The sequence below is a fragment of the Streptomyces sp. NPDC051921 genome (genome assembly GCF_040680975.1).
Lineage (GTDB): Bacteria > Actinomycetota > Actinomycetes > Streptomycetales > Streptomycetaceae > Streptomyces.
In genome coordinates this window covers 98,789-120,001 of the sequence record NZ_JBFAXU010000027.1, presented here as the reverse complement: position 1 = coordinate 120,001, position 21,213 = coordinate 98,789, and the positions used below count along the sequence as shown (strand labels likewise).

Below are 21,213 nucleotides of genomic sequence, written 5' to 3'. Positions count from 1 at the left end.
CAGCGCACGGCGCACCTTTGGTGGCAGTCTGCCAAGCAGTAGATACTCACAGCTACGCTGCCGACAGCCGGAGGTGCAGTTTCCGTGGCGTCCAATGTCAACCCCACCGTCAGGCGACGCCGATTGGGCCAGGAGCTGCGCCGGCTCCGCGAGGCGAAGAACATGACGGCCGAGCAGGTCGCCGAGCGTCTCCTCGTCTCGCAGTCCAAGATCAGCCGCCTCGAGAACGGGCGCCGGTCGATCAGCCAGCGTGACGTCCGCGATCTGTGCGGGGTGTACGAGGTCGAGGACGAGCGGGTCGTCGACTCGCTGATGCAGATGGCCAAGGACTCGCGCCAGCAGGGCTGGTGGCACGCCTTCGGCGACATCCCGTACAGCGTGTACATCGGTCTGGAGACGGACGCGGAGAGCCTGCGGGTGTACGAGCCGCAGATCATCCCGGGGCTGCTGCAGACCCATGGGTACGCGGAGGCCGTGATCAACGGCGCGCTGCCCGAGTCCACGCCGGCGGACATCGACAAGCGGGTCACCGTCCGCACCCGCCGCCAGGACCGCATCAAGGACGACGAGCGTCCGCTGCGCCTGTGGGCGGTCATCGACGAGGGCGCGTTGCGCCGGGTGGTCGGCAGCAGGCAGCTGATGGTGCAGCAGCTGGAGCACCTGGTCGAGCAGTCGCACCTGCCGCACGTGACCGTGCAGGTGCTGCCCTTCCACATGGGCGCGCACCCGGGCATCAGCGGGCATTACGCGATCCTGGAATTCCCCGACACGTCCGACTCCTCGGTGGTCTACATCGAGGGCGTGACGAGCGACCTGTATCTGGAGAAGGCGCAGGACGTCGCCAAGTACAGCGTGATGTACGAACACCTGCGGGCCCAGGCGCTGAATGCGGAGGACACCCGCGAGTTCGTGACCCGGATCGCGAAGGAGTACGCCGACGGAAAAGGGGCGTAACGGGGGCGTCGGGGACTGAATGCCGCCATTCGGCAGGGGCGGGAGGGGAAGGAGCAGGCACGGTACACCCCCGACTCGCCCCAGCGGAAGCGCAGTTGGAATATGCCATCCGGTCGGGTGAACGACGGTGCCACAGGACGGGGCCGGGGCAGTAGCGTCGATCACGCCAAAGCAAGAACGTTTGGCGCGACACCTACTGGCAGTACTGGCAGAACCGGAGTTGAGAAACATGGCCATTATCCAGGGCGCTACGGACAACTGGACGAAGTCCTCGTATTCCGGCGGCAACGGGGCCTGCGTCGAAGTGAAGTCCCCCGTCGTGAACGCGATCGCGGTGCGCGACTCGAAGGCCCCCGAGGGCCCTTCCCTCTCTTTCGGACCGGGCTCGTGGAACGCGTTCGTGGGCGAGGTGAGCGCCGGGGCCGCGTGACCCCACGCTCGCACTCGACCGCACCGCGGAAAGAGCCCTCTCGACCGGTCCGCCGTCCTGGCCGAGGGGGCTCGGCCTTTTCCCGGACTCCGGCACTCCCGGACTCCCTCGCTCCCCGCCCCCCGGCACTCCCGGACTCCCTCGCTCCCGGCCCCCCGGCACTCCCGGACTCCCCGGCACTCCCGGACGCCGGCGCCCCCGGACCACGGCCCCCCGGACTCCGGACCACGTCCCCCGGGCCCCGGCCCCGGCTCGCGCCGCGCGCCCGGCCCGCGGCGCCCGGCGCCCGGCGCCCCCGGAACTACCGCAGTTCGTCCACGTAGCGATCGGTGCCCGGCACCGTCGGGATGAACGGCGCCACGAGCTCGACCCGCCCGCCCCACTCCCCCGCGGCCGCCTCCAGGTCGGCGAAGGAGTCGGCCCAGCAGTCGCGCGGATCGCGCTCCAGGAACCACAGCAGGGTCAGCCGGGTGTCGACGCCCTCGACCTGCTTCACGTAGGTCATCCGGTCGCCGGGCAGTGGGGTGGGCCGGAAGACCGTCACCATCGCCGCGGGTGAGCCGGCGAGCCGCCGGGGCAGTTCCCGCGAGCGCAGCCGTTCGACCAGCTCCGCCCGCCGCTCGGGCCCCTCGGTGTCGATGACCTGGAGGACGAGGCCCGCGTACGGGTGGTCGAGCGCGTGCAGGTCGCGCGGCCCGGCCGCCCCGTCTCGGTAGACGGTCACCTCGTGGTCCTGGAACGAGGTGAAGACGTGGGTCCGGTCGTGGTAGACCCGGGCGTCCCGGTTCAGGCGCTTGTTGATGGCGACGGTCCACTTCATGTGGTCGTCGTAGCGGCCGTCGGTGATCCAGTACGTGGAGAGGTAGCAGCCGGCGGTGACCGGCTGGGCGACGGCGGACTTCTCCGGGCCGCGCAGCTCCTGGAGCGGGCGGGTGGCGACCCAGCGGCGGCCGGCGAACATCCAGGGCATCGCCATGGCTCCGGCGTAGTAGTGGTCGTCCTCGTACCAGCGGTTGTAGGCGTACTCGTGGCCCGGGTGCGGCTCGACCATGGTGATCAGGGCGTGGCCGGGGTGCGTCCCGTACGGGCCGACCGCGGCCAGCTCCGCGTAGTCCTCGCTCCGGGTGTCGACCGCTTTCTCCTCGCTCATCCTCGTTCCCCTTCCCTTCCCTTGTGGGCGACTCGCACCTACTCTGACGGGCCGTCAGATCGATGAACAGGCCCAGGGAGGCACCGGATGGCGTTCCAAGGACTGCTCCAGGGAAAGACCGTCGTCGTGTCGGGCGTCGGGGCCGGACTCGGCCACCGGGTCGCGGAGACGGTGGTACGGGACGGGGGGCGCGTGGTGCTCGGCGCGCGCACCGAGGCCAACCTCGCCAAGTCGGCCGCCGAGATCGACCCGGACGGGACGAGGACGGCGTACCGCGCCACCGACATCACCGACGAGGGCCAGTGCGAGGCGCTCGCCGCGCTCGCGGTCGAGCGCTTCGGCGGGATCGACGCCGTGGTGCACGTGGCCGCCTGGGACTCGTACTTCGGCGGCCTGGAGGACGCCGACTTCGGTACCTGGCAGGGCGTCCTGGACGTCAATCTGCTCGGCACGCTGCGGATGACCCGGGCCTGCCTGCCGGCCCTGAAGGAGCGGGGCGGCTCGGTCGTCCTGATCGGCACGCAGTCGGCGGTGGCCGCGCCCTCGCAGGTGCGGCAGGCCGCGTACGCGGCCTCGAAGGGGGCGCTGACCTCGGCCATGTACTCGCTCGCGCGCGAGCTCGGCCCGCGGCGCATCCGGGTCAACACGGTGCTGCCGGGCTGGATGTGGGGGCCGCCGGTCCAGGCGTACGTGCAGTTCACGGCGCACACCGAGCAGGTGCCGGAGGCGGAGGTGCTCGGGCGCCTCACCGAGCGGATGGCGCTGCCGGAACTGGCGACGGACGCGGACGTGGCCGAGGCGGCGGTCTTCCTCGCCTCGGACCGGGCGCGAGCGATCACCGGGCAGTCGCTGCTCGTCAACGCGGGGGAGCTGATGCGCTGACCCCGCGGACTCCCGACGCGCCTTCGAGACAAGTTCACAGACATGAACAAGGGTCAGTAAACAGAACGGTTTTACTGCCCAAGCTCGTCCTCTTCTTCCCCATGTGGTGCGCGCCGCTGCTCGTGCAGCCGAAGAAGCCCGACGCCTCCGACGCGTACGCGCTGATGACCGAGCAGCTCCTGCCGCACGGCCTGCTGGGCCTGGTCGTCGTCGGCTTCTTCTCGCACACCATGGCCATGTGCTCCTCCGACGCCACCGCGATCGCCGCCGTCTTCACCCGGGACATCGCCCCGGTCCTCAGCAAGGCGGCCCGCTCGTGGACCCAGCGGGCCGGGCTGCTCGCCGCGCGCCTCTCGACGATCGCCTTCCTCGGCCTGTCGATGGCGGTCGCCACCCAGGTCGACTCCCCCACCTTCAAGGACATCATCACCGTCGTCATCAAGTGGGTGGCCGGGCTCATGGGGCCGATCGCCATCCCGTTCATGCTCGGGCTGCTGCGCGCCTTCCGGAAGTCGGGGCCGACGGCGGCGCTGGTCTCCTGGGCCGCCGGGCTCTTCGCCTTCTGGCTGACCAACTACGGCCTGGACGGTGTCGAGCTGCAGATCCAGATCGTCTCGCCGCTGGCCACCTCGCTGGTCCTCTACGTCCTGATCGGCCGGGTGAAGCCCGAGGCCACCCCGGAACGGGACGCGGTCCTCGACCGGATCAACGGCGACGGGGGCGGGGCGGCCGCCGTCCCCGCGCAGGGCGGCGACCGGGCCGGTCAGCCCCGCGGGTAGCGGTCCAGCCAGCCGGACGTCGTCTCCCCCGGCCCGTGCAGGGCGGCCCCTTGCGTCATCTCCATCGCGAAGTCGTCCGCGAGCTCCAGGACCGTGGCACGGCCCTCCAGTTCGGCCACCCAGGCCGGCGGGAGGGCCGTCTCGCCGTGCAGGGCGCCGAGCAGCGCCCCGGTGAGGGCGCCGGTCGCCGCCGACGGGCCGTCGTGGTTCACCGAGAGGCGCAGCCCGTGCCGGACGTCCTCGCCGACCAGGGCGCAGTACACCGCCGCCGCCAGCTGCCCCTCGGCCCGGTCCTCGTCCGCCCCGAGCGCCGTCACCCGCTCCGCGTCCGGCATCCCCTGCCGCACGGCGGCGAGCGCGGCCTCCAGGGCCTCGGTGACCCGGGTGTGGCCCGGGCGCGGCGCCAGCTGCTCGATCGCCGTGCGGACGGCGCCGTCCACGCTGTCGCCACGGGCCACGCCGTGCACGACGACCGCGAGGGCGCCGGCCGACAGGTACGCCGCCGGGTCGCCGTGCGTCTGCGCCGCGCACTCCACTGCCAGCTGGCACACCAGCTGCGGTTCCCAGCCGACGAGCAGCCCGAAGGGCGCCGAGCGGACCAGGGCGCCGCTGTCCGCGGCGGCCGGGTTCTTGGGCCGCTCCAGGGTGCCGAGGATCTCGTCGCCGAGACCGGTGAGACAGGCGCGGGCCGGGTCCCGGCGCGCGTACAGCCACTCCTCGCGGGCCAGCCAGCCGAGGTCGCGGCGGCGCTCGTCGGGGCCCCAGTCGCGCTGCGTGGCCGCCCAGCGCAGGTGTGCCCGGTGCACGTCGGTGGGCGGGTGCCAGGCGCCGGTGTCACGGCGGACCTGGGCGCGGACGAGACCGTCGACGGTGAACAGCGACATCTGGGTGGCGGCGGTGACGGCGCCCCGGCGCCCGTACGCGACGGCGAGGTCGGTCAGGCCCTCGGGTCCGTGGATCCGGCGCAGCTCGGCGAGCGGGCGCCCGCCGGCACCGGCGCCGAGGGCGTCGCCGACGGCCCCGCCGAGCAGGCAGCCGCGGACCCGCGCACGGAAGTCCTGCTGTTCGGTGCGGCCCCACACGGCCGCGGCTGTGGTGGTCACGACGTGCCTCCCCCCGTACGAGCCGAACGAGCTCCCCGTACACACCGGTCTGTCAGCACTGTAATAGACCGGATGCGCTCGTTCAGGGGCCGAAGCGTTATGTGATCCGATGCCCTTCAGTCCGTTTTAGACAGTGTTTCGACCACACTTCACCGGAAGTCCGGGGCCGGAGCGGCCCCGGACGGCCCCTGCTCCGTGACGAGCGGCAGCAGCTCCGGCAGGTGCCCGTCCGAGGCGCGCGCCGCGCGCTGCCGCTCCTCCGGGACCTCCCCGTACAGCGTCGTACGGGGGCGGGACGGGCGCCCGGCGGCCTCGGCGATGGCCTCCAGGTCGCGGATGGACCGGTACGAGCCGTAACTCGACCCCGCCATGCGGGAGATCGTCTCCTCCATCAGCGTGCCGCCGAGGTCGTTGGCGCCCGAGCGCAGCATCTCCGCGGCGCCCTCCGTGCCCAGCTTCACCCAGCTGGTCTGGATGTTGGGGATGCGCGGGTGGAGCAGCAGCCGGGCCATCGCCGTGACGGCCCGGTTGTCGCGGACGGTCGGCCCGGGGCGGGCGATGCCCGCGAGGTAGACCGGCGCGTTGGTGTGGATGAACGGGAGCGTCACGAACTCCGTGAAACCGCCGGTCTCGCGCTGGATGCGGTCCAGGGTGCGCAGGTGCCCGAGCCAGTGCCGGGGCTGGTCGACGTGCCCGTACATCATCGTCGACGACGAGCGGATGCCCAGCTCGTGCGCGGTGGTGATCACCTCGATCCAGGTGGCCGTGGGCAGCTTGCCCTTGGTGAGCACCCAGCGGACCTCGTCGTCGAGGATCTCGGCGGCGGTGCCCGGGATCGAGTCGAGCCCGGCCTCCTTGGCGGCGGTGAGCCACTCCCGGATCGACAGGCCGGTACGGGTGGCGCCGTTGACGACCTCCATCGGCGAGAAGGCGTGCACGTGCATGCCGGGCACGCGCTGCTTCACCGCCCGCGCGATGTCGAAGTAGGCGGTGCCGGGCAGGTCGGGGTGGATGCCGCCCTGCATGCAGACCTCGACCGCGCCGACGTCCCAGGCCTGCGCGGCCCGGTCGGCGACCTGGTCGAGGGAGAGGGAGTACGCGTCGGCGTCGGTGCGCCGCTGGGCGAAGGCGCAGAAACGGCAGCCGGTGTAGCAGACGTTGGTGAAGTTGATGTTCCGCGTGACGATGTACGTGACGTCGTCGCCGACCGTGTCGCGGCGCACGTCGTCGGCGATCGCGCACAGGGCGTCGAGGGCCGGTCCCTCGGCGTGCAGCAGGGCGAGGGCCTGTGGGTCGGTGAGCCGGGTCGGGTCGTCGGCGGCGACGGCGAGGGCCTCGCGGACGTCGGAGTCGATGCGCTCCGGGAGCATGCCGGGCGCGGCGGCCTCGCGCAGCGCCTCCCAGTCGCCGTACACCTCGTCGAAGTCCTCGCGGCGGTCGCCGGTGCGGCCGGTGGTGTCGATGGTGCGGTGCAGATCGGTGCGGCCGGCGGCGGTGAAGGCCTCGTCGGGCTCCTGCCAGGGCAGTCCGCGCACGGGGGCGTCGGGGTTCGCGAGGCCGGTCTCCGGGTCGGCGAGGGCCCGCACGTGCGGAAGGAGCCGCGGGTCGAGCCAGGGCTCGCCGCGCAGGACGAACTCGGGGTAGACGCAGAGACGTTCGCGCAGCTCGAAGCCGGCGGCGCGGGAGCGCTCGGCGAGCTCGTCGATCCGCGGCCAGGGCCGCTCGGGGTTGACGTGGTCGATGGTGAGCGGGGAGACCCCGCCCCAGTCGTCGATGCCGGCCGCGATCAGGCGCTCGTACTCGGCGTCGACGAGGTTCGGCGGCGCCTGCAGGCAGGCGCTCGGGCCCATGATGAGCCGGGCGACGGCGACGGCGGCCACCAGGTCGTCGAGCTCGGCGTCGGGCATGCCGCGCATCGCCGTGTCCGGCTTGGCGCGGAAGTTCTGGATGATCAGCTCCTGGACGCCGTGGTAGGCGCGGGCGACCCGGCGCAGCGCGAACAGCGACTCGGCGCGCTCCTCGTAGGTCTCGCCGATGCCGAGGAGCAGGCCGCTGGTGAAGGGCACCGAGGAACGGCCGGCGTCCTCCAGGACCCGCAGCCGCACGGCGGGCTCCTTGTCGGGGGACCCGTGGTGCGGGCCGCCGGGCTCGGACCAGAGCCGGGTGGCGGTGGTCTCCAGCATCATCCCCATCGAGGGGGCGACGGGCTTGAGCCGCTGGAAGTCCGTCCAGGACATCACGCCGGGGTTGAGGTGCGGGAGGAGACCGGTCTCCTCCAGGATGCGGATCGCCATGGCGCGGACGTACGCGAGGGTGTCGTCGTAGCCGTGGGCGTCGAGCCACTCGCGGGCCTCGGGCCAGCGGTCCTCGGGCTTGTCACCGAGCGTGATCAGGGCTTCCTTGCAGCCGAGTTCGGCGCCCCGGCGGGCGATGTCGAGGACCTCGTCCGGTGACATGAACATCCCGTGTCCGGCCCGGCGCAGCTTGCCGGGCACGGTCACGAAGGTGCAGTAGTGGCACTTGTCCCGGCACAGCCGGGTGAGCGGTATGAAGACGCTCTTCGAGTACGTGATGACCCCGGGCCGGCCGGCCGCCGCGAGGCCCGCGTCCCGCACCCGCCCGGCCGTGCCGACCAGGTCCGCCAGATCCGCCCCGCGCGCCTGCAGCAGCACGGCGGCCTCGGCCACGTCGAGTGCGACCCCGTCCCTGGCCCGCTTGAGGGCCCGCCGCATCGCGTTCTCGGTGGGGCCTGAGCTGCGTGGTGCCTGGTGATCCGTCATGGACCGAGCATACGAGCGGGTCACAGGTAGCTCGCGAAGTCGTCCAGAACCGTCAGCACCTCCCGCTCCCCGGCCGGCGGCAGCTGGAGGACGACCTCCTCGCAGCCCAGCTCCGCATAGTGGGCGAGCTTCCCGGGGCTCGGGAGGACCGCGTACGGGACGAGGTGGAGGGCCTTCGGATCGCGGCCGGCCCGCTCCCAGGCCTCGCGCAGGACCGGCAGCGTCTCTGTCAGACCGCGGCCGCCGATGGGCATCCAGCCGTCGGCGCGGGCGGCGATCTGGGCGAAGAGCTTCGGGCCGGCCGCTCCGCCGAGGAGGATGCGCGGGGCGCCGCCGCGGGGCTTCGGCCAGGCCTCGGAGGGGCGTACGGAATGGCCGAAAGCACCCTCATGAGCGGTGGGTTCGGCGGCCCACAGGGCGCGCATCAGGTCGAGCCGGTCGGCGCCGAGCTCGCGACGGGTGGACCAGGTGACGCCGTGGTCGGCGGCCTCCTCGCGGTTCCAGCCGTAGCCGACGCCGAGGGTGAAGCGGCCGCCGGAGAGGTGGTCGAGCGTCGCGATCTGCTTGGCGAGGACGATCGGGTCGTGCTGGGCGATCAGCGTGACGCCGGTGCCCAGGCCGAGCCGCTCGGTGACGGCGGCGGCCTGGCCGAGGGCCACGAGGGGGTCGAGCGTGCGCCCGTACTCGCGCGGCAGCTCGCCGCCCGCGGGCCAGGCGGTGTCCCGGGCGACCGGGATGTGGGTGTGCTCGGGCAGGTAGAGCCCGGCGAAGCCACGCTGTTCGAGTTCGCGGGCGAGCCGCACGGGGCCGATGGTCTCGTCGGTCAGGAAGATCGTGGTCGAGATCCGCATGGGGGCACGGTAGGGGGTGCGGCGTGGATTTCCGAGGGGTGCGACCGAGATGCGGCGGTCGTCGTCCCGTCGTTCACGGCTCGCGTGGATAGTCGTGGACATGACCGACGCCATGAACCACGCCACCCGGCGCGCGCTGCTCGCGACCGGCGCCGCGACCGCGCTTACCTTAGGAACCGTGAGCTTCGCAGAGGCCGCCGAAGGACCCGGAGGCCCGGCCGCCGGACCCGGCGGACCGGAGGGCCGCGGCGGAGCCGCCGGGACCGGTGACCTCGTCCGCTCCGTGAGCGGCACCCTGCCGCCCGGCTCCCCCGACTTCGTCTACCTGCCCGTCGAGCTGCCGAAGGGTGTGCGCGAACTCCACGTCGCGTACGCCTACGACCGGCCCGCCGTGCCCGCCGGCACCCAGGGCAACGCGCTCGACATCGGCCTCTTCGACCAGCGCGGCACCGCACTCGGCGGCCGCGGCTTCCGCGGCTGGTCGGGCGGTGCCCGCAAGGAGTTCTTCGTCCGCGCCGACGAGGCCACCCCCGGCTACGTCGCCGGGCCGCTGCGGGCCGGCACCTGGTACGTCGCCCTCAGCCCCTACACGATCGCGCCGCAGGGCCTCGCCTACACGGTGACCGTCACCCTCCGGCTCGGCGCCCCCGCCCCCGCCGTACCGCCCGTGTACCCGCCCGAGCGGGCGCGCGGCCGCGGCCGCGCCTGGTACCGGGGCGACTGCCACCTCCACACCGTGCACTCCGACGGGCGCCGCACCCCCGCCGAGGTCGCGGCGCTCGCCCGCGCCGCCGGGCTCGACTTCCTGGCCGGCACCGAGCACAACACGCACGCCGGGCACGGCGCGTGGGCCGACTCCGCCGGCGACGACCTGCTGGTCCTGCTCGGCGAGGAGGTCACCACGCGCACCGGACACGTCCTCGCCCTCGGCACCGACCCGGGCACCTTCGTCGACTGGCGCTACCGGGCCCGCGAGAACCGGTTCGGGCGCTTCGCCCGCGAGATCCGCCGGGCCGGCGGGCTCGTCGTACCCGCGCACCCGCAGGCCACCTGCATCGGCTGCGCCTGGAAGTTCGGCTTCGGCGACGCGGACGCGGTCGAGGTGTGGAACGGCCCCTACACCCCCGACGACGAGGTCTCCCTGGCCGGCTGGGACGGGGCGCTCGCCCGGGGCCGCTGGACGCCGGCCATGGGCAACAGCGACGCGCACCGGGACCCCGACCTGGTCGGCACCCCGCAGACCGTCGTGCTCGCCGACGAGCTGAGCCGCGGGGCGATCCTGGACGGGCTGCGCGCCGGACGCTCGTACGTCGCCGAATCCTCTTCCGTGTCCGTGGAGTTCACGCTCACCGACGCACACGGCCGGACCACCGGGCTCGGCGAGCGCCTCACCGTCCCGCCGGACGAGCCGGTCACCGCCCGCCTCCGCGTCACCGGCGCCCCGCAGGGCGGCACGGTCCGCCTCGTGACGGACCAGGGCGTCCTGTTCACGGCACCGGCCACGGGTACGGCGGAGTGGACGACCTCGGCCGCCCGGTCCGCCTACGTACGGGCGGAGGTCCGCCACCCGGTCACGGCGCCGCCGCTCCCGGGTGCGCTGTCCGCGTTCACCAACCCCGTCTTCCTGCAGGCGCGTTAGCCGGTGGCCCGCTGCCGGGCGGCCAGGTCCCCGTAGCCGCCGCGCTCCCACACGCGCTCCCGGAACTCCTGGAGCGAGAGCGGCCGGGCGTCCTCGTGCGGAACGTCCCGCAGGTGCACGGTGCCGCACCGGTGGCAGTACCACCCGCGGGCCCACAGCTCCTCGGCCCGCAGCCGCCCCCGGGTCAGCCGGGCGAACTCGCCCCTGCGGCGGATCAGCACGACGACCACGAGGAGCGTGGCGCACAGGGCGAGGCCCGAGACCCAGCCCAGGAAGGCGAGGTCGGGGTCGGGGCCGGACGGCGGCTCCCCGAAGTACACGCCGTCCGGCACCTCCTCGAAGGCCTTCCCCGCGAGGACCCAGACCAGGAAGGAGACGACGGCCACGAACCCGGTGAAGACGCCCAGGCACCCGAGCCCGTCGGTGGGCTCCTTGGGCACCGGCGCGAGCGCCTCCGACAGCGCGGTGCTCACCCGCCGGGTCACCGTCCGCATGTCCCCGTCGCTGTTCCGCTCGCGGCTGGTGACGGAGTCCCGGCCCGCGAGGTACGCGGCGGGCACGGCCTGCACCAGGTCGTCCCGCCCGCAGCCCGGACAGGTGTGGCCCGTCGAATTCATGTTTCCCCCCGTCGTCGGTCTGCGTACGGTAACCCGCATGCTGACGCGTCTTGAGACCTACTACGACTCCGTACCCCGATCCGGTGCCCGCGCCGAGGACTTCGGGCCGCTGACCCTCTTCGTACGGGAAGGCGCGGGCTGGCCGTACTACGCACGGCCGACGCTCGGGCACACCGGCGCGGCGGACGTCGAGGCGGTCGAGAAGGTGCGGGCGCGGCAGCGGGAGCTCGGCCTCCCCGAGGCCTTCGAGTGGGTCGCGGAGACGACGCCGGGCCTGCGGGCGCCGGTCGAGGCGAGCGGCCTCGTGGTGCACGAGCACCCCCTGATGGTCCTGACCGCGGAGGCGGACGCGCTGCCGTCCCCGCCGGAGGACGTCACCGTCCGCCTGGTGGGCTCGGCCGACCCCGACCTGGAGAGCGCCGTCGCCGCCCCCTACGCCGCTTTCGGCGCCACGCCCACCCCGGGTGTCGCCGCCCAGCTCGCGGCCCGGATCGAGGCCGGCCTCACCCGCCTCGCGGCGGCCTTCGACTCCTCCGGCACCGCGCTCGCGGCGGGTCAGCACCAGCCGGTCGGTCCGGTCACCGAGGTCGTCGGCGTCGGCACCCGCCCGGAGTCCCGCCGCCGCGGCCTGGGCCTCGCGATCACGGCGGCCCTGGTCGAGGACGCCCGCGCGCTCGGCGTCGGGACGGTCTTTTTGACCGCCACGGACGCGACCGTGGCCCGCCTCTACGCCCGCCTGGGCTTCCGCACGGCCGGCACGGCGTTGATCGCCGAACCGGCGGAGGCGACCGCGTAGTCCACCCGGCGACGAGCCGGAGCCGCCCGCCGCACGGCTTCGGAGGAGCGGGGTCAGCCGGCTCGACGTGCCGGTCCGGCCGCCGGCCGGCGCGGGCCGGTGGGCGCCGGCTCCCGGACCATCAGCACGTCGACCAGGTCCTCGGCCTCGACCGTGAAGCCCTCCCGCTCGTAGAGGCGGCGGGCCGCGCTGCCCTGGACGACGACCAGGCGCACCGGGACCGACTCCGCGTCGGTCCGGGCGAGCAGCTCGCGCAGCACCGCCGTTCCGAGGCCCCGCCCCTGGACCTCGGGGGCGAGGTAGAAGTGCGCCAGGTGGAGCCCTTCGCCGCTCCCGTACGGGGCGAGGGCCACGCAGCCCGCGAAGCCGCCCGCCACCTCGACCACCGAGGTGTGCTCGGGGCGGAACTCGTCCCGCAGGCGCTGCCGGACCCGGTGGGCGTCGTAGCGGCCGAGTCGCACCAGGTCGTCCTTCATGACGACCGCCTTCAGCTCGGCGACGGCCTCGACGTCCCCGGCCGTCGCCGGCCGCAGGGTCCACGTGGTTTCCGCGTCCATGCCCGCATCCTAGGGAGGGCCCGTACCACGGCCGCTCCCGGGCGTAACCGGACCGCCCCGGTCCGCGTTGGTGCGGCATGAAGAAGATCCTCACCACCGCCGCGCTGACCGGCATCGCCCTGGCCGGCGGGCTCGGCGCCGCCGGGACCGCCGCCGCGGACACCGCGGGCGCGAACCTGCCCTCCGTCGTGCCGCTGAGCGGCGTGCTCACCCCGAAGGCGAAGCCGGCCTCCGCCTCCCAGATGCCCGCCGCCAACCAGCTGGTGGAGGGCCTGCTGCCCGGCCGGCACTGAGCCGGCGCACGGCACGGAAAAGACGAGGTGGCGGGACCCCCCACGGGCCCGCCACCTCGCCGCTGTCCATCACCGGTCGATCGATCAGTCCTCGACGACCAGCGACGGGGTCTCCTTGGTGAGCACCTCGCCCCGGAAGAACGCGGGGCTTCTGCGCTGCATCACCAGCATGATCACCACGCCGAGCAGCAGCAGCCCGACGCCGATGACGAAGACGGAGCCGACGCCGAGGACCGCGGAACCGGAGCCGTAGGCCGGGTCCCACATGTCGTACAGCGTCTTGCCGAAGACGGCGGTCAGCATCAGGCCGCCGAGGGCCGGGACCACGCCCTTGAAGGCGAGGTCGCGGGCGGAGCGGAGGAGTTCGCGGCGGAAGTACCAGACGCAGGCGAAGGCCGTCAAGGCGTAGTAGAAGCAGATCATCAGGCCGAGCGCGTAGATCGTGTCGACCAGGACGTTCTCACTGACCAGGGTCATCACCGTGTAGAAGACGCCGGTGGCGACGCCGGCCACGATCGTGGCCTTGCCGGGGACCTTGAAGACCGGGTGGACCTTGGAGAAGGACGGCGGCAGCGCCTCGTAGCTGGACATGGCGAGGACCGTGCGGGCGACCGGGATGAAGGTGGTCTGCAGGCTCGCGGCGGCGGAGGCGAGGACGGCGACGAAGAGCGCGATGCCGAGCACGGGGCCCATGACGGGGCCCGCGAGGGCGGCGAAGACGTTGTCGGAGGTCTCCGGGTTGGCGAGGCCGAGGCCCTTGTCGCCCGAGCCCACGACCATCTGGGCGGCGACACCGGTGGCCAGGTAGGAGCCGACCAGGACGACCATCGAGATGAGCGCGGCGCGTCCCGGGGTCCGGTCGCTGTCGGTGGTCTCCTCGTTGGCGGTGAGGCAGGTGTCCCAGCCCCAGTACATGAAGATCGACAGCGAGAGGCCGGCGGTGAAGGCCGCGAAGGAGTCGACGGCGAAGGGGTTCAGCCACGACCAGGAGAAGTCCGCGCCGGTCGGGAAGTCGATCGGGCCGGCCTTCTGGAAGGCCATGACGACGAAGACCGCGAGGACGGCGAGCTGGAGCCCGACGAGGGTGTACTGGACGCCCTTGGTGGCGGTCATGCCGCGGTAGCTGATCGCGGTGGCCGCGGCGATCAGGCTGAGGCAGGTGACGATGTGGACGGCCTTGTCGTCGTCCAGGGCGGCGATCGACGGGTTGCTGGTGATCTCCCCGGCGAGCAGCCAGAAGTAGGAGGTCGCGACGCCTGCCAGGTTGGAGAGCACGATGATCGTGGCGATCACCAGGCCCCAGCCGCACATCCAGCCGACCTTTGGCCCGAAGGCCTTCACGGTCCAGGTGAAGGAGGTGCCGCAGTCCGGCATGGCCTTGTTGAGCTCGCGGTACGCGAACGCGACGAGGAGCATCGGCAGGAAGCCCGCGAGGAAGACGGCGGGCATCTGGAGGCCGACCTCGCCGGCGGTGGAGCCGAGCGTGGAGGTCAGGCAGTAGACGGGGGCGACGGTGGAGATGCCGATGACGGCACTGCCGAGGAGGCCCACGGAATTGCCGCCGAGGCCCTTGCCACGCACGCCGTTGCCGTCACCCGGGGTGGGGGCGCCCCTTACCGTGTCTCCGGCCTGGGGCCGTTCGTCCACCTGAGTCATGAACAGGACGTTAAATGCTGCGGTTTCCACATCCGGAGGATCGAACTCCGCTCACTTGATCGATCATCGCCTTGCAATGCGAGGCGAAATCCGGACACTCGCCAATGATTGAAAGATCGACCATCGCTCACGATCGAGCGATGGTATGCCACACCGACGAGCGTCCGATATGCGGGAACCGCAGCCGCGCCCTGAATGTCCGTTTTCAAATTTTCCCGAAGAATTTTCGAGAGGCATCTCACCCCGGCCAGACGACCGCCTGCAGCTCGCTGTAGGCGTGCAGCGCGTACGAGCCGACGTCCCGCCCCACACCGCTCTTCTTGAAGCCGCCGAACGGCGCTTCCATGTTCCGGCCGATCGTGTTGATCCCGACCCCACCGGCCCGCAGCCGCCCGGCGATACGGAACGCGCGCGCCACGTCCCCGGACCACACGTAGTCGATCAGCCCGTAGTCGCTGTCGTTCGCGAGCGCGACGCCCTCCTCCTCGTCGTCGAAGGGCACGACCACCACCACCGGGCCGAAGATCTCCTCCCGGACCACCCGCATCTCGTTGGTGCAGTCCGCGAGCAGCGTGGGCGCCACGTAGAAGCCGCGGTCGAGGCCCGGACCGGCCGGCCGCTCACCGCCCACGACGACCCGCGCGCCCTCCTTCCGCCCCAGCTCGACGTACGACTCCACCCGGTCGCGGTGGGCCGCCGAGATCACCGGGCCGACCACCGTGCCCCGCGCCGCCGGGTCGCCGACCTTCAGGAAACCGACGTAGGCGGTCAGCTTCTCGACCAGCTGCTCGTAGATCCCGCGCTGGGCCAGGACCCGGGTGGGGGCCGTGCAGATCTGCCCGCTGTAGAAGGAGAAGGTCGTCCCGATCCCCATCATGGCCGCGTCCAGGTCGGCGTCGTCGAAGACGAGCGCCGCGCCCTTGCCGCCCAGCTCCATGAGCTGCCGCTTCAGCTGCCGCCCGCACACCGCGCCGATGGCCTGCCCCACGGCCGTGGAGCCGGTGAAGGAGACCATGTCGACCGCGGGGGCGTCCACGGCCGCCTCGCCCACCGCGGGCGCGGAGCCGGTGACCACATTGACCACCCCGGCCGGGACGCCCGCCTCCTCCAGGGCGCGGGTCATCGCGAACACGGAGAGCGGATCCTGCGGGGCGGGCTTCACCACGACCGTGTTGCCCATGGCGAGCGCCGGGGCGATCTTGCCGGCCGGGTTGGCCCAGGGGTTGTTGTACGAGGTGATGCAGGTGACCACGCCCACCGGGCGCCGTACCGCCACCGCGCCGAAGACCCCGGCCTTCCCCATCGGGCCGGCCTCGTTGATCTGCGGGGGCAGTGCCTGCTCGACCGGCTCCAGGGCGCCGCGCGCGTAGCGCCGGAAGCGGGAGGAGCCGACGGCGACCTGCATCCCGCGGGCGGTTGCGGTGGTGGCGCCCGTCTCGGCGCGGGCGAGCAGGGTGTTCCGGTCGGCGTCCCGGGCCATGAGGTCGGCGGCCCGGTCCAGGATCGCGGCCCGCTCCTCCGGCTTCGTGCGCGACCAGGTCGCGAAGGCCTCGCGGGCGGCCTCGGCCGCCTCGTACACCTGGGCACGGGAGGCCTCGGGGGCGTGCCCGACGACCTCCTCCGTGGCGGGGTCGACGACCGGGTAGTGCCCCCCGTCGGGCTCGACCCACTCCCCTCCTATGTAGAGCCGCTCCGTGATCTCGCCGGTCCCCGTGTGCGTCATCGCGTGCTCACCGTCCTCGTGTCGCGGCCCGAGCGCAGCACCCGGCCCGGGATCGCGCCCGTCACCTCGTCGTCCCGCACCGTCTCCACGCCGTTGACCCGCACCGACACGATCCCGACCGCGCGCGAGTCGAGCCGCGGACTGTCGCCCGGCAGGTCGTGGACCAGGGTCGCCGGGCCCGCGTCGATCCGCTCGGGGTCGAAGAGGACCAGGTCGGCGTGGAAGCCCTCGGCGATCCGGCCTCGCTCGCGCAGCCCGAAGAGCCGGGCCGGGTCGTCGCTGAGCATCTTCACCGCCTGCTCCAGCGGCACCAGCTTCCGGCCGCGCAGGCAGTCGCCGAGGAAGCGGGTGGTGTACGGCGCCCCGCACATCCGGTCCAGGTGGGCGCCCGCGTCGGAGCCGCCGAGCAGGACGTCCTCGTGCTGCCAGGTCTCGCGGCGCAGCGCCCAGGAGGCGGGGTCGTTGTCGGTGGGCATCGGCCACAGCACGGTGCGCAGGTCGTCGTTGGCGCAGATCTCGACGAGGCACTGGAAGGCGTCCTGGCCGCGTTCGGCGGCGATGTCCCGCACGACCCGGCCGGTCAGGCCCTCGTTCTCCCGGGAGTACGTGTCCCCGATGACGTAGCGGCCGAAGTGGGCGAGCCGCCGGAAGACCCCGGCCTCCTTGGAGTCGGCGCGGCGCAGCATCTCGGCGCGCACGTCCGGGTCGCGGAGCTTCGCGATCCGCTCGGGCACGGGCAGGCCCAGGACCTCGCCCCAGCCCGGGATGAGGTTGAGGGCGCAGAAGGTGCCGAGCGACATGTTCATGGGAGTGAGGATCGGCATGGTGAGCGCGACGATCCGGCCGCCGGACTTGCGGGCCCGCTCGGAGGCGAGGAGCTGGCGCGGGACGCGCTCGGGGACGGTGGCGTCGATGGTGAGGACGTTCCAGTTGAGGGGGCGGCCGGCGGCGGCGCTCATCTCGACGAAGAGGTCGATCTCGGCGTCGGAGAACTGGTCGAGGCAGCCGGCGAGGATGGCCTCGATCTGGGTGCCCTCGTGTTCGCCGACGGCCCGGGACAGGGCGATCAGCTCGGCGGGGGCGGCGTGCCGGGAGGCGACGGGGGCGCCGTCGCCGTCGGAGTGGGTGGACGACTGGGTGGTGGACAGTCCCCAGGCCCCGGCGCTCATGGCGTCCTTGAGGAGCGCGACCATCCGGCCCAGCTGCTCGGGGGTCGGCTGTCCGCCGACGGCGTCGGCCCCCATCACGTACCGCCGCAGGGCGCAGTGCCCCACCATGAAGCCGGCGTTGACGGCGATCCGTCCTTCGAGGGCGTCGAGGTACTCGGCGAAGGACGACCAGCTCCAGTCGACGCCCTCCTCCAGGGCGGCCAGCGCCATGCCCTCGACCTTGGACATCATGCGGCGCGTGTAGTCGGCGTCCTCCGGCCGGTCCGGGTGCAGCGGGGCCAGGGTGAAGCCGCAGTTGCCGCCGGCGACGGTGGTCACGCCGTGGTTCATCGACGGCGTCGCGTACGGGTCCCAGAACAGCTGGGCGTCGTAGTGGGTGTGCGGGTCGACGAAGCCGGGGGCGAGCACGAGCCCGGTGGCGTCCTCGCTGCCGCGGGCCCCCTCGGTGACGGTGCCGGGTGCGGCGATCACCGCGATCCGCCCGCCGCGCAGGCCGACGTCGGCGGTGAAGGCGGGGGTGCCGGAGCCGTCCACGACGGTCGCGCCCTTGATGAGGTGGTCGAGCATGACGTCCCTTTCTGCGGAGTGCGCGCGAACGGGCCCCGGCACGAAGGCCGCCGCGGAAACGGTCTCCGGCCGGGGCCGGTACGGGGCGGCGGTCCGGGAAGACACCGCCCCGTGCTCCAGGTGCGGGGCCGGTCGGGCCCCCGGGCTCAGCTCCCCGCGGACTGGCGGAAGCGGGTGGTGCGGTGGACCGGGTCCGTGTCGATCTCCGGGATCACGTGCTCGCCGATCAGCTTGATCGTGTTCATCGTGTCCTCGTAGGAGATGCCGATCGGCAGGCCGAAGGACAGCTGGTCGGCGCCCGCCTGCTCCCAGCGCTTGCACTGGGCCAGGACCTCCGAGGGGTCGCCGCAGATCATCAGCTCCTCGGCGATGAGGAGTTCGATGATCTCGGCGGAGTACTCCGGCAGGAGCTCGGGCCACTCGGGGATGCCCTCGGGGCGCGGGAAGGTGTCGTGGTAGCGGAAGAGCAGCGACTGGAGGTAGTTGAGGCCGCCGCCGACGGCGATCTCGACCGCCTTGTCGTGGGTCTCGGCGCAGATCGCGGTCGAGGTCACCATGACGTTGTCGTTGACGAAGTCGCCGACCGCCTTGGCCTCCTTGATCGCCGTCTTGTACGACTCGACGACCCACTCCATGTCGGAGACCTTCTGGACGCTGAAGCCGAGGACGCCGAGGCCCTTCTTGCCCGCCATCGCGTACGAGGACGGGGAGCCGGCCGCGTACCACATGGCCGGGTGCGACTTCCCGTACGGCTTGGGCAGGACCTTGCGGGGCGGCAGGGACCAGTGCTTGCCCTGGAAGCCCTCGTACTCCTCCTGGAGCCACATCTTGGGGAACTCGGCGATCGTCTCCTCCCAGATCTCCTTGGTGTGGTTCATGTCGGTGATGCCCGGCATGAACCCGAGGATCTCGTGGGATCCGGCGCCCCGGCCGGAGCCGAACTCGAAGCGTCCCCCGGAGAGGTGGTCGAGCATGGCGACCTTCTCGGCGACCTTCACGGGGTGGTTGACGGGCGCCAGCGGGTTGAAGATGCCGGAGCCGAGGTGGATGCGCTCGGTGGCGTGGGCGAGGTAGCCGAGGTAGACGTCGTTGGCGGAGAGGTGGGAGTACTCCTCCAGGAAGTGGTGCTCGGAGGCCCAGGCGTACTTGAAGTTCGACCGGTCCGCCTGGATGACGTACTCGGTCTCCTCCATGAGCGCCTTGTGCTCGGCTTCGGGATCGGTCTCGGCGCGCTTGCCGACGTATCCCTGCACGAAGATCCCGAATTCCAAGGAAGTTCACCGCCCCTTGTTCATTTCTGACGTACCGTCAGATTCGTTGATGTGCCCGACTGTCGCACCGCCCGGCGGTGCGGTCAATACCTGACGAGTCGTCAGAAGAGCTTGACGCCGGCCAGCCAGCCGCCGTCGATCACGAACGGCTGCCCGGTGATGTACGAGGAGTCCGCCGCCGTCAGGAAGAGCGCGAGCGCCGCCACCTCCTCGGGGCGGCCGATCCTCCCGAGCGGCACGAGACCGCGGTAGAGCTCCGCCGTGGCCGCCGGGTCCACGCCCTCCGGATTGCTCATCGCCGTGTCGATGGCGCCCGGGCAGACCGCGTTGACCCGGATCCCCTTCCCGGCCAGCTCCACGGCCGCGACCCGGGTGAGGCCCAGGACGGCGTGCTTGCTCGCCGCGTAGGCGCCGACCCCGGCCATGCCCGTGACCCCCGTGTACGAGGCGGTGTTGACGATCGTGCCGCCGCCGGCCGCCTCGATCTCCGGCGCCACGGCCTTGATGCCCAGGAAGCAGCCCACCTGGTTGACCTGGACGATCGCCTGGAACTCGTCCAGCGGCGTCGACACCAGCTCGTTGAAGCGCAGGATGCCCGCGTTGTTGACCAGGCCGTCGATCCGCCCGAAGCGCTCCTTGGCGACACCCACGCCGGCCGCCCAGTCCGCCTCGCTGGTCACGTCGAGGCGGACGTAGACCGCCCGCTCCTCCCCCAACTCCTTCGCGAGCGCCTCGCCCGGATCGTCCAGGACGTCCGCGAGGACGACCTTCGCACCCTCGGCGGCGAAGAGCCGCGCCTCCTGCTCGCCCTGTCCGCGCGCCGCGCCCGTGATGACGACGACGCGTCCGTCCAGCTTGCCCATGTCCGTACTCCTCGTGTCCGGAGGTGCGGTGCCTAGAGATGCGGGGCGACCTCGGCGGCGAAGGCACCCATCTGGTCGGTGAGTTCGGTGCGGCTGCGGGAGCGGAAGCGCACCTGGATCTGGTGCACGCCCATGTCGCCGTAGGCACGCAGGGACTCGGCGAGGGCCTGCGGCTTGCCGCTCAGGGTGCGCCGGCCGGTGTCCCAGCCGGGCTCGCCGACGTACAGCGCCTCGGTGATCGCGCCGATCGTGATCGGCGCCTCGATGCCGGCCTCCTCGCGCAGCCGCCGCAGCTTCGCGATCTGCTCCGCGAGCCGGGCGCGCGGGTCGCCCTGCGGCAGCCAGCCGTCACCCTTGAGCGCGGCCCGGCGCACGGCGGCGGGCGAGGAGCCGCCGACCCAGACGGGCACCCGCTGCTGCGCGGGCCGCGGTCGCTGACCGAGGTCCCGGAAGGAGAAGCGCTCGCCGCTGTGCTCCGGGAACTCCTCCGGCCCGAGCGCCGCCCGCAGCGCATCGATCGTCTCGTCGAGCACCCCGCCGCGCCCCGCGAAGTCCGCGCCGACCGCCTCGAACTCCTCCTGCACGTGGCCGGCGCCCACGCCGAGGACCAGCCGCCCCCCGGAGAGGTGGTCGAGGGTCGCGTACGCCTTGGCGGTGACGAGCGGGTGCCGCAGCCCCACGACGGCGACGTGCGACAGCAGCCGGACCCGCTCGGTGGCCGCGGCGAGATAGGACAGCGTGGCCACCGGGTCGTACCAGACGGTGCTCATCGCCCCCGCCAGGCGGCGCGGGATGGCCACGTGGTCGCAGCTCGCGACGTAGTCGAAGCCGTGCACGTCGGCGGCGCGGGCGACGGCGAGCAGGTCGTCGGGCCCGGCGGCGGCCTCCCAGCTCTCGGCGTAGAGGGCGCTCTGGGACTGGACGGGCAACTGCATCCCGTAGACCACCATGGGGACCTCCCTGTATCTGACGTATCGTCACATAGGCGAGCGGGCCCATGCTCACGCCTGATGGTTCATCAGACAAGGGGCGGGGCCGGATCCGCCGGGCGAGCGGCCCGGGGACGCGTCGGCACACCCGGGGGCCGGGGCGGTCGCCAGAGGTCGCCGCGGATGTGGAAGAGGTACGACTTC

The 21,213-nt window shown here is 72.7% G+C and carries 18 protein-coding genes and 1 pseudogene; 7 read left to right on the top strand and 12 right to left on the bottom strand.

All coding sequences use genetic code 11. From position 1 onward, the window contains the following. Nucleotides 1-84: 84 nt before the first annotated feature. Both AB0M16_RS30630 and AB0M16_RS30625 read left to right on the top strand, forming a co-directional pair. A complete protein-coding gene (locus tag AB0M16_RS30630) occupies nucleotides 85-954 on the top strand; it encodes a helix-turn-helix transcriptional regulator (protein WP_365348689.1) in 870 nt (289 codons plus the stop codon). A gap of 229 nt (nucleotides 955-1,183) precedes the next feature. After that, the gene (locus AB0M16_RS30625) at nucleotides 1,184-1,384 is read left to right on the top strand and encodes a DUF397 domain-containing protein (protein ID WP_365348687.1); all 201 of its coding nucleotides are present in this window, start codon (nucleotides 1,184-1,186) and stop codon (nucleotides 1,382-1,384) included. Between the two features lie 301 nt (nucleotides 1,385-1,685). Here the strand turns inward: AB0M16_RS30625 and AB0M16_RS30620 are convergent, their stop codons facing one another. Then, nucleotides 1,686-2,534, bottom strand: a complete 849-nt coding sequence (locus AB0M16_RS30620) for a hypothetical protein (RefSeq protein WP_365348685.1) — start codon at nucleotides 2,532-2,534, stop codon at nucleotides 1,686-1,688. 87 nt (nucleotides 2,535-2,621) lie between these two features. Here AB0M16_RS30620 and AB0M16_RS30615 point away from each other — a divergent pair, with 87 nt between their 5' ends. Both AB0M16_RS30615 and AB0M16_RS30610 read left to right on the top strand, forming a co-directional pair. Further along, on the top strand, nucleotides 2,622-3,416 hold the full coding sequence (locus tag AB0M16_RS30615) for an SDR family oxidoreductase (protein WP_365348683.1): 795 nt from the start codon (nucleotides 2,622-2,624) through the stop codon (nucleotides 3,414-3,416). Between the two features lie 83 nt (nucleotides 3,417-3,499). Then, nucleotides 3,500-4,195, top strand: a pseudogene (locus AB0M16_RS30610) (Na+:solute symporter); the annotation flags it as partial. Here the strand turns inward: AB0M16_RS30610 and AB0M16_RS30605 are convergent. The 3 genes from AB0M16_RS30605 to AB0M16_RS30595 form a co-directional block, all read right to left on the bottom strand. Beyond that, nucleotides 4,180-5,298, bottom strand: coding sequence for an ADP-ribosylglycohydrolase family protein (locus AB0M16_RS30605; protein WP_365348681.1), 1,119 nt, complete (start codon nucleotides 5,296-5,298; stop codon nucleotides 4,180-4,182). The pseudogene AB0M16_RS30610 and the gene AB0M16_RS30605 overlap by 16 nt on opposite strands. A gap of 149 nt (nucleotides 5,299-5,447) precedes the next feature. After that, nucleotides 5,448-8,078: a bifunctional FO biosynthesis protein CofGH gene (locus tag AB0M16_RS30600; protein WP_365348679.1), complete on the bottom strand. Its 2,631-nt coding sequence runs from the start codon at nucleotides 8,076-8,078 to the stop codon at nucleotides 5,448-5,450. 20 nt (nucleotides 8,079-8,098) lie between these two features. Further along, nucleotides 8,099-8,929 (bottom strand): LLM class F420-dependent oxidoreductase, encoded by an 831-nt coding sequence (locus AB0M16_RS30595; RefSeq protein ID WP_365348677.1) that lies wholly within the window; start codon nucleotides 8,927-8,929, stop codon nucleotides 8,099-8,101. Nucleotides 8,930-9,029: 100 nt separating this feature from the next. Here AB0M16_RS30595 and AB0M16_RS30590 point away from each other — a divergent pair, with 100 nt between their 5' ends. Next, complete coding sequence (locus AB0M16_RS30590; protein WP_365348675.1) at nucleotides 9,030-10,568, top strand: CehA/McbA family metallohydrolase; 1,539 nt, start codon at nucleotides 9,030-9,032, stop codon at nucleotides 10,566-10,568. Here AB0M16_RS30590 and AB0M16_RS30585 read toward each other — a convergent pair. Then, on the bottom strand, nucleotides 10,565-11,185 hold the full coding sequence (locus AB0M16_RS30585; protein WP_365348673.1) for a hypothetical protein: 621 nt from the start codon (nucleotides 11,183-11,185) through the stop codon (nucleotides 10,565-10,567). The genes AB0M16_RS30590 and AB0M16_RS30585 overlap by 4 nt on opposite strands. A gap of 37 nt (nucleotides 11,186-11,222) precedes the next feature. Here AB0M16_RS30585 and AB0M16_RS30580 point away from each other — a divergent pair, with 37 nt between their 5' ends. Further along, on the top strand, nucleotides 11,223-11,981 hold the full coding sequence (locus tag AB0M16_RS30580; protein WP_365348671.1) for a GNAT family N-acetyltransferase: 759 nt from the start codon (nucleotides 11,223-11,225) through the stop codon (nucleotides 11,979-11,981). A gap of 53 nt (nucleotides 11,982-12,034) precedes the next feature. Here the strand turns inward: AB0M16_RS30580 and AB0M16_RS30575 are convergent, their stop codons facing one another. Continuing rightward, nucleotides 12,035-12,538, bottom strand: a complete 504-nt coding sequence (locus tag AB0M16_RS30575; protein WP_365348669.1) for a GNAT family N-acetyltransferase — start codon at nucleotides 12,536-12,538, stop codon at nucleotides 12,035-12,037. A gap of 77 nt (nucleotides 12,539-12,615) precedes the next feature. Between AB0M16_RS30575 and AB0M16_RS30570 the strand changes: the two genes are divergently transcribed. Further along, nucleotides 12,616-12,831, top strand: coding sequence for a hypothetical protein (locus tag AB0M16_RS30570; RefSeq protein ID WP_365348667.1), 216 nt, complete (start codon nucleotides 12,616-12,618; stop codon nucleotides 12,829-12,831). Nucleotides 12,832-12,915: 84 nt separating this feature from the next. Here AB0M16_RS30570 and AB0M16_RS30565 read toward each other — a convergent pair whose 3' ends face one another. The 6 genes from AB0M16_RS30565 to AB0M16_RS30540 all read right to left on the bottom strand — a co-directional run bounded on the left by AB0M16_RS30565 (nucleotide 12,916) and on the right by AB0M16_RS30540 (nucleotide 21,030). Further along, the gene (locus AB0M16_RS30565; RefSeq protein WP_365348665.1) at nucleotides 12,916-14,487 is read right to left on the bottom strand and encodes an APC family permease; all 1,572 of its coding nucleotides are present in this window, start codon (nucleotides 14,485-14,487) and stop codon (nucleotides 12,916-12,918) included. 238 nt (nucleotides 14,488-14,725) lie between these two features. Further along, on the bottom strand, nucleotides 14,726-16,210 hold the full coding sequence (locus AB0M16_RS30560; RefSeq protein ID WP_365348663.1) for an aldehyde dehydrogenase family protein: 1,485 nt from the start codon (nucleotides 16,208-16,210) through the stop codon (nucleotides 14,726-14,728). Beyond that, nucleotides 16,207-17,946, bottom strand: coding sequence for a D-aminoacylase (locus tag AB0M16_RS30555; protein WP_365348661.1), 1,740 nt, complete (start codon nucleotides 17,944-17,946; stop codon nucleotides 16,207-16,209). The genes AB0M16_RS30560 and AB0M16_RS30555 overlap by 4 nt, the downstream gene beginning before the upstream one ends. A gap of 146 nt (nucleotides 17,947-18,092) precedes the next feature. Continuing rightward, the gene (locus AB0M16_RS30550; RefSeq protein ID WP_365348659.1) at nucleotides 18,093-19,217 is read right to left on the bottom strand and encodes an LLM class flavin-dependent oxidoreductase; all 1,125 of its coding nucleotides are present in this window, start codon (nucleotides 19,215-19,217) and stop codon (nucleotides 18,093-18,095) included. A gap of 101 nt (nucleotides 19,218-19,318) precedes the next feature. Continuing rightward, complete coding sequence (locus AB0M16_RS30545) at nucleotides 19,319-20,080, bottom strand: glucose 1-dehydrogenase (RefSeq protein ID WP_365348657.1); 762 nt, start codon at nucleotides 20,078-20,080, stop codon at nucleotides 19,319-19,321. A 32-nt stretch (nucleotides 20,081-20,112) separates the two neighbouring features. Beyond that, complete coding sequence (locus AB0M16_RS30540; protein ID WP_365348655.1) at nucleotides 20,113-21,030, bottom strand: LLM class F420-dependent oxidoreductase; 918 nt, start codon at nucleotides 21,028-21,030, stop codon at nucleotides 20,113-20,115. Nucleotides 21,031-21,213 lie beyond the last annotated feature (183 nt).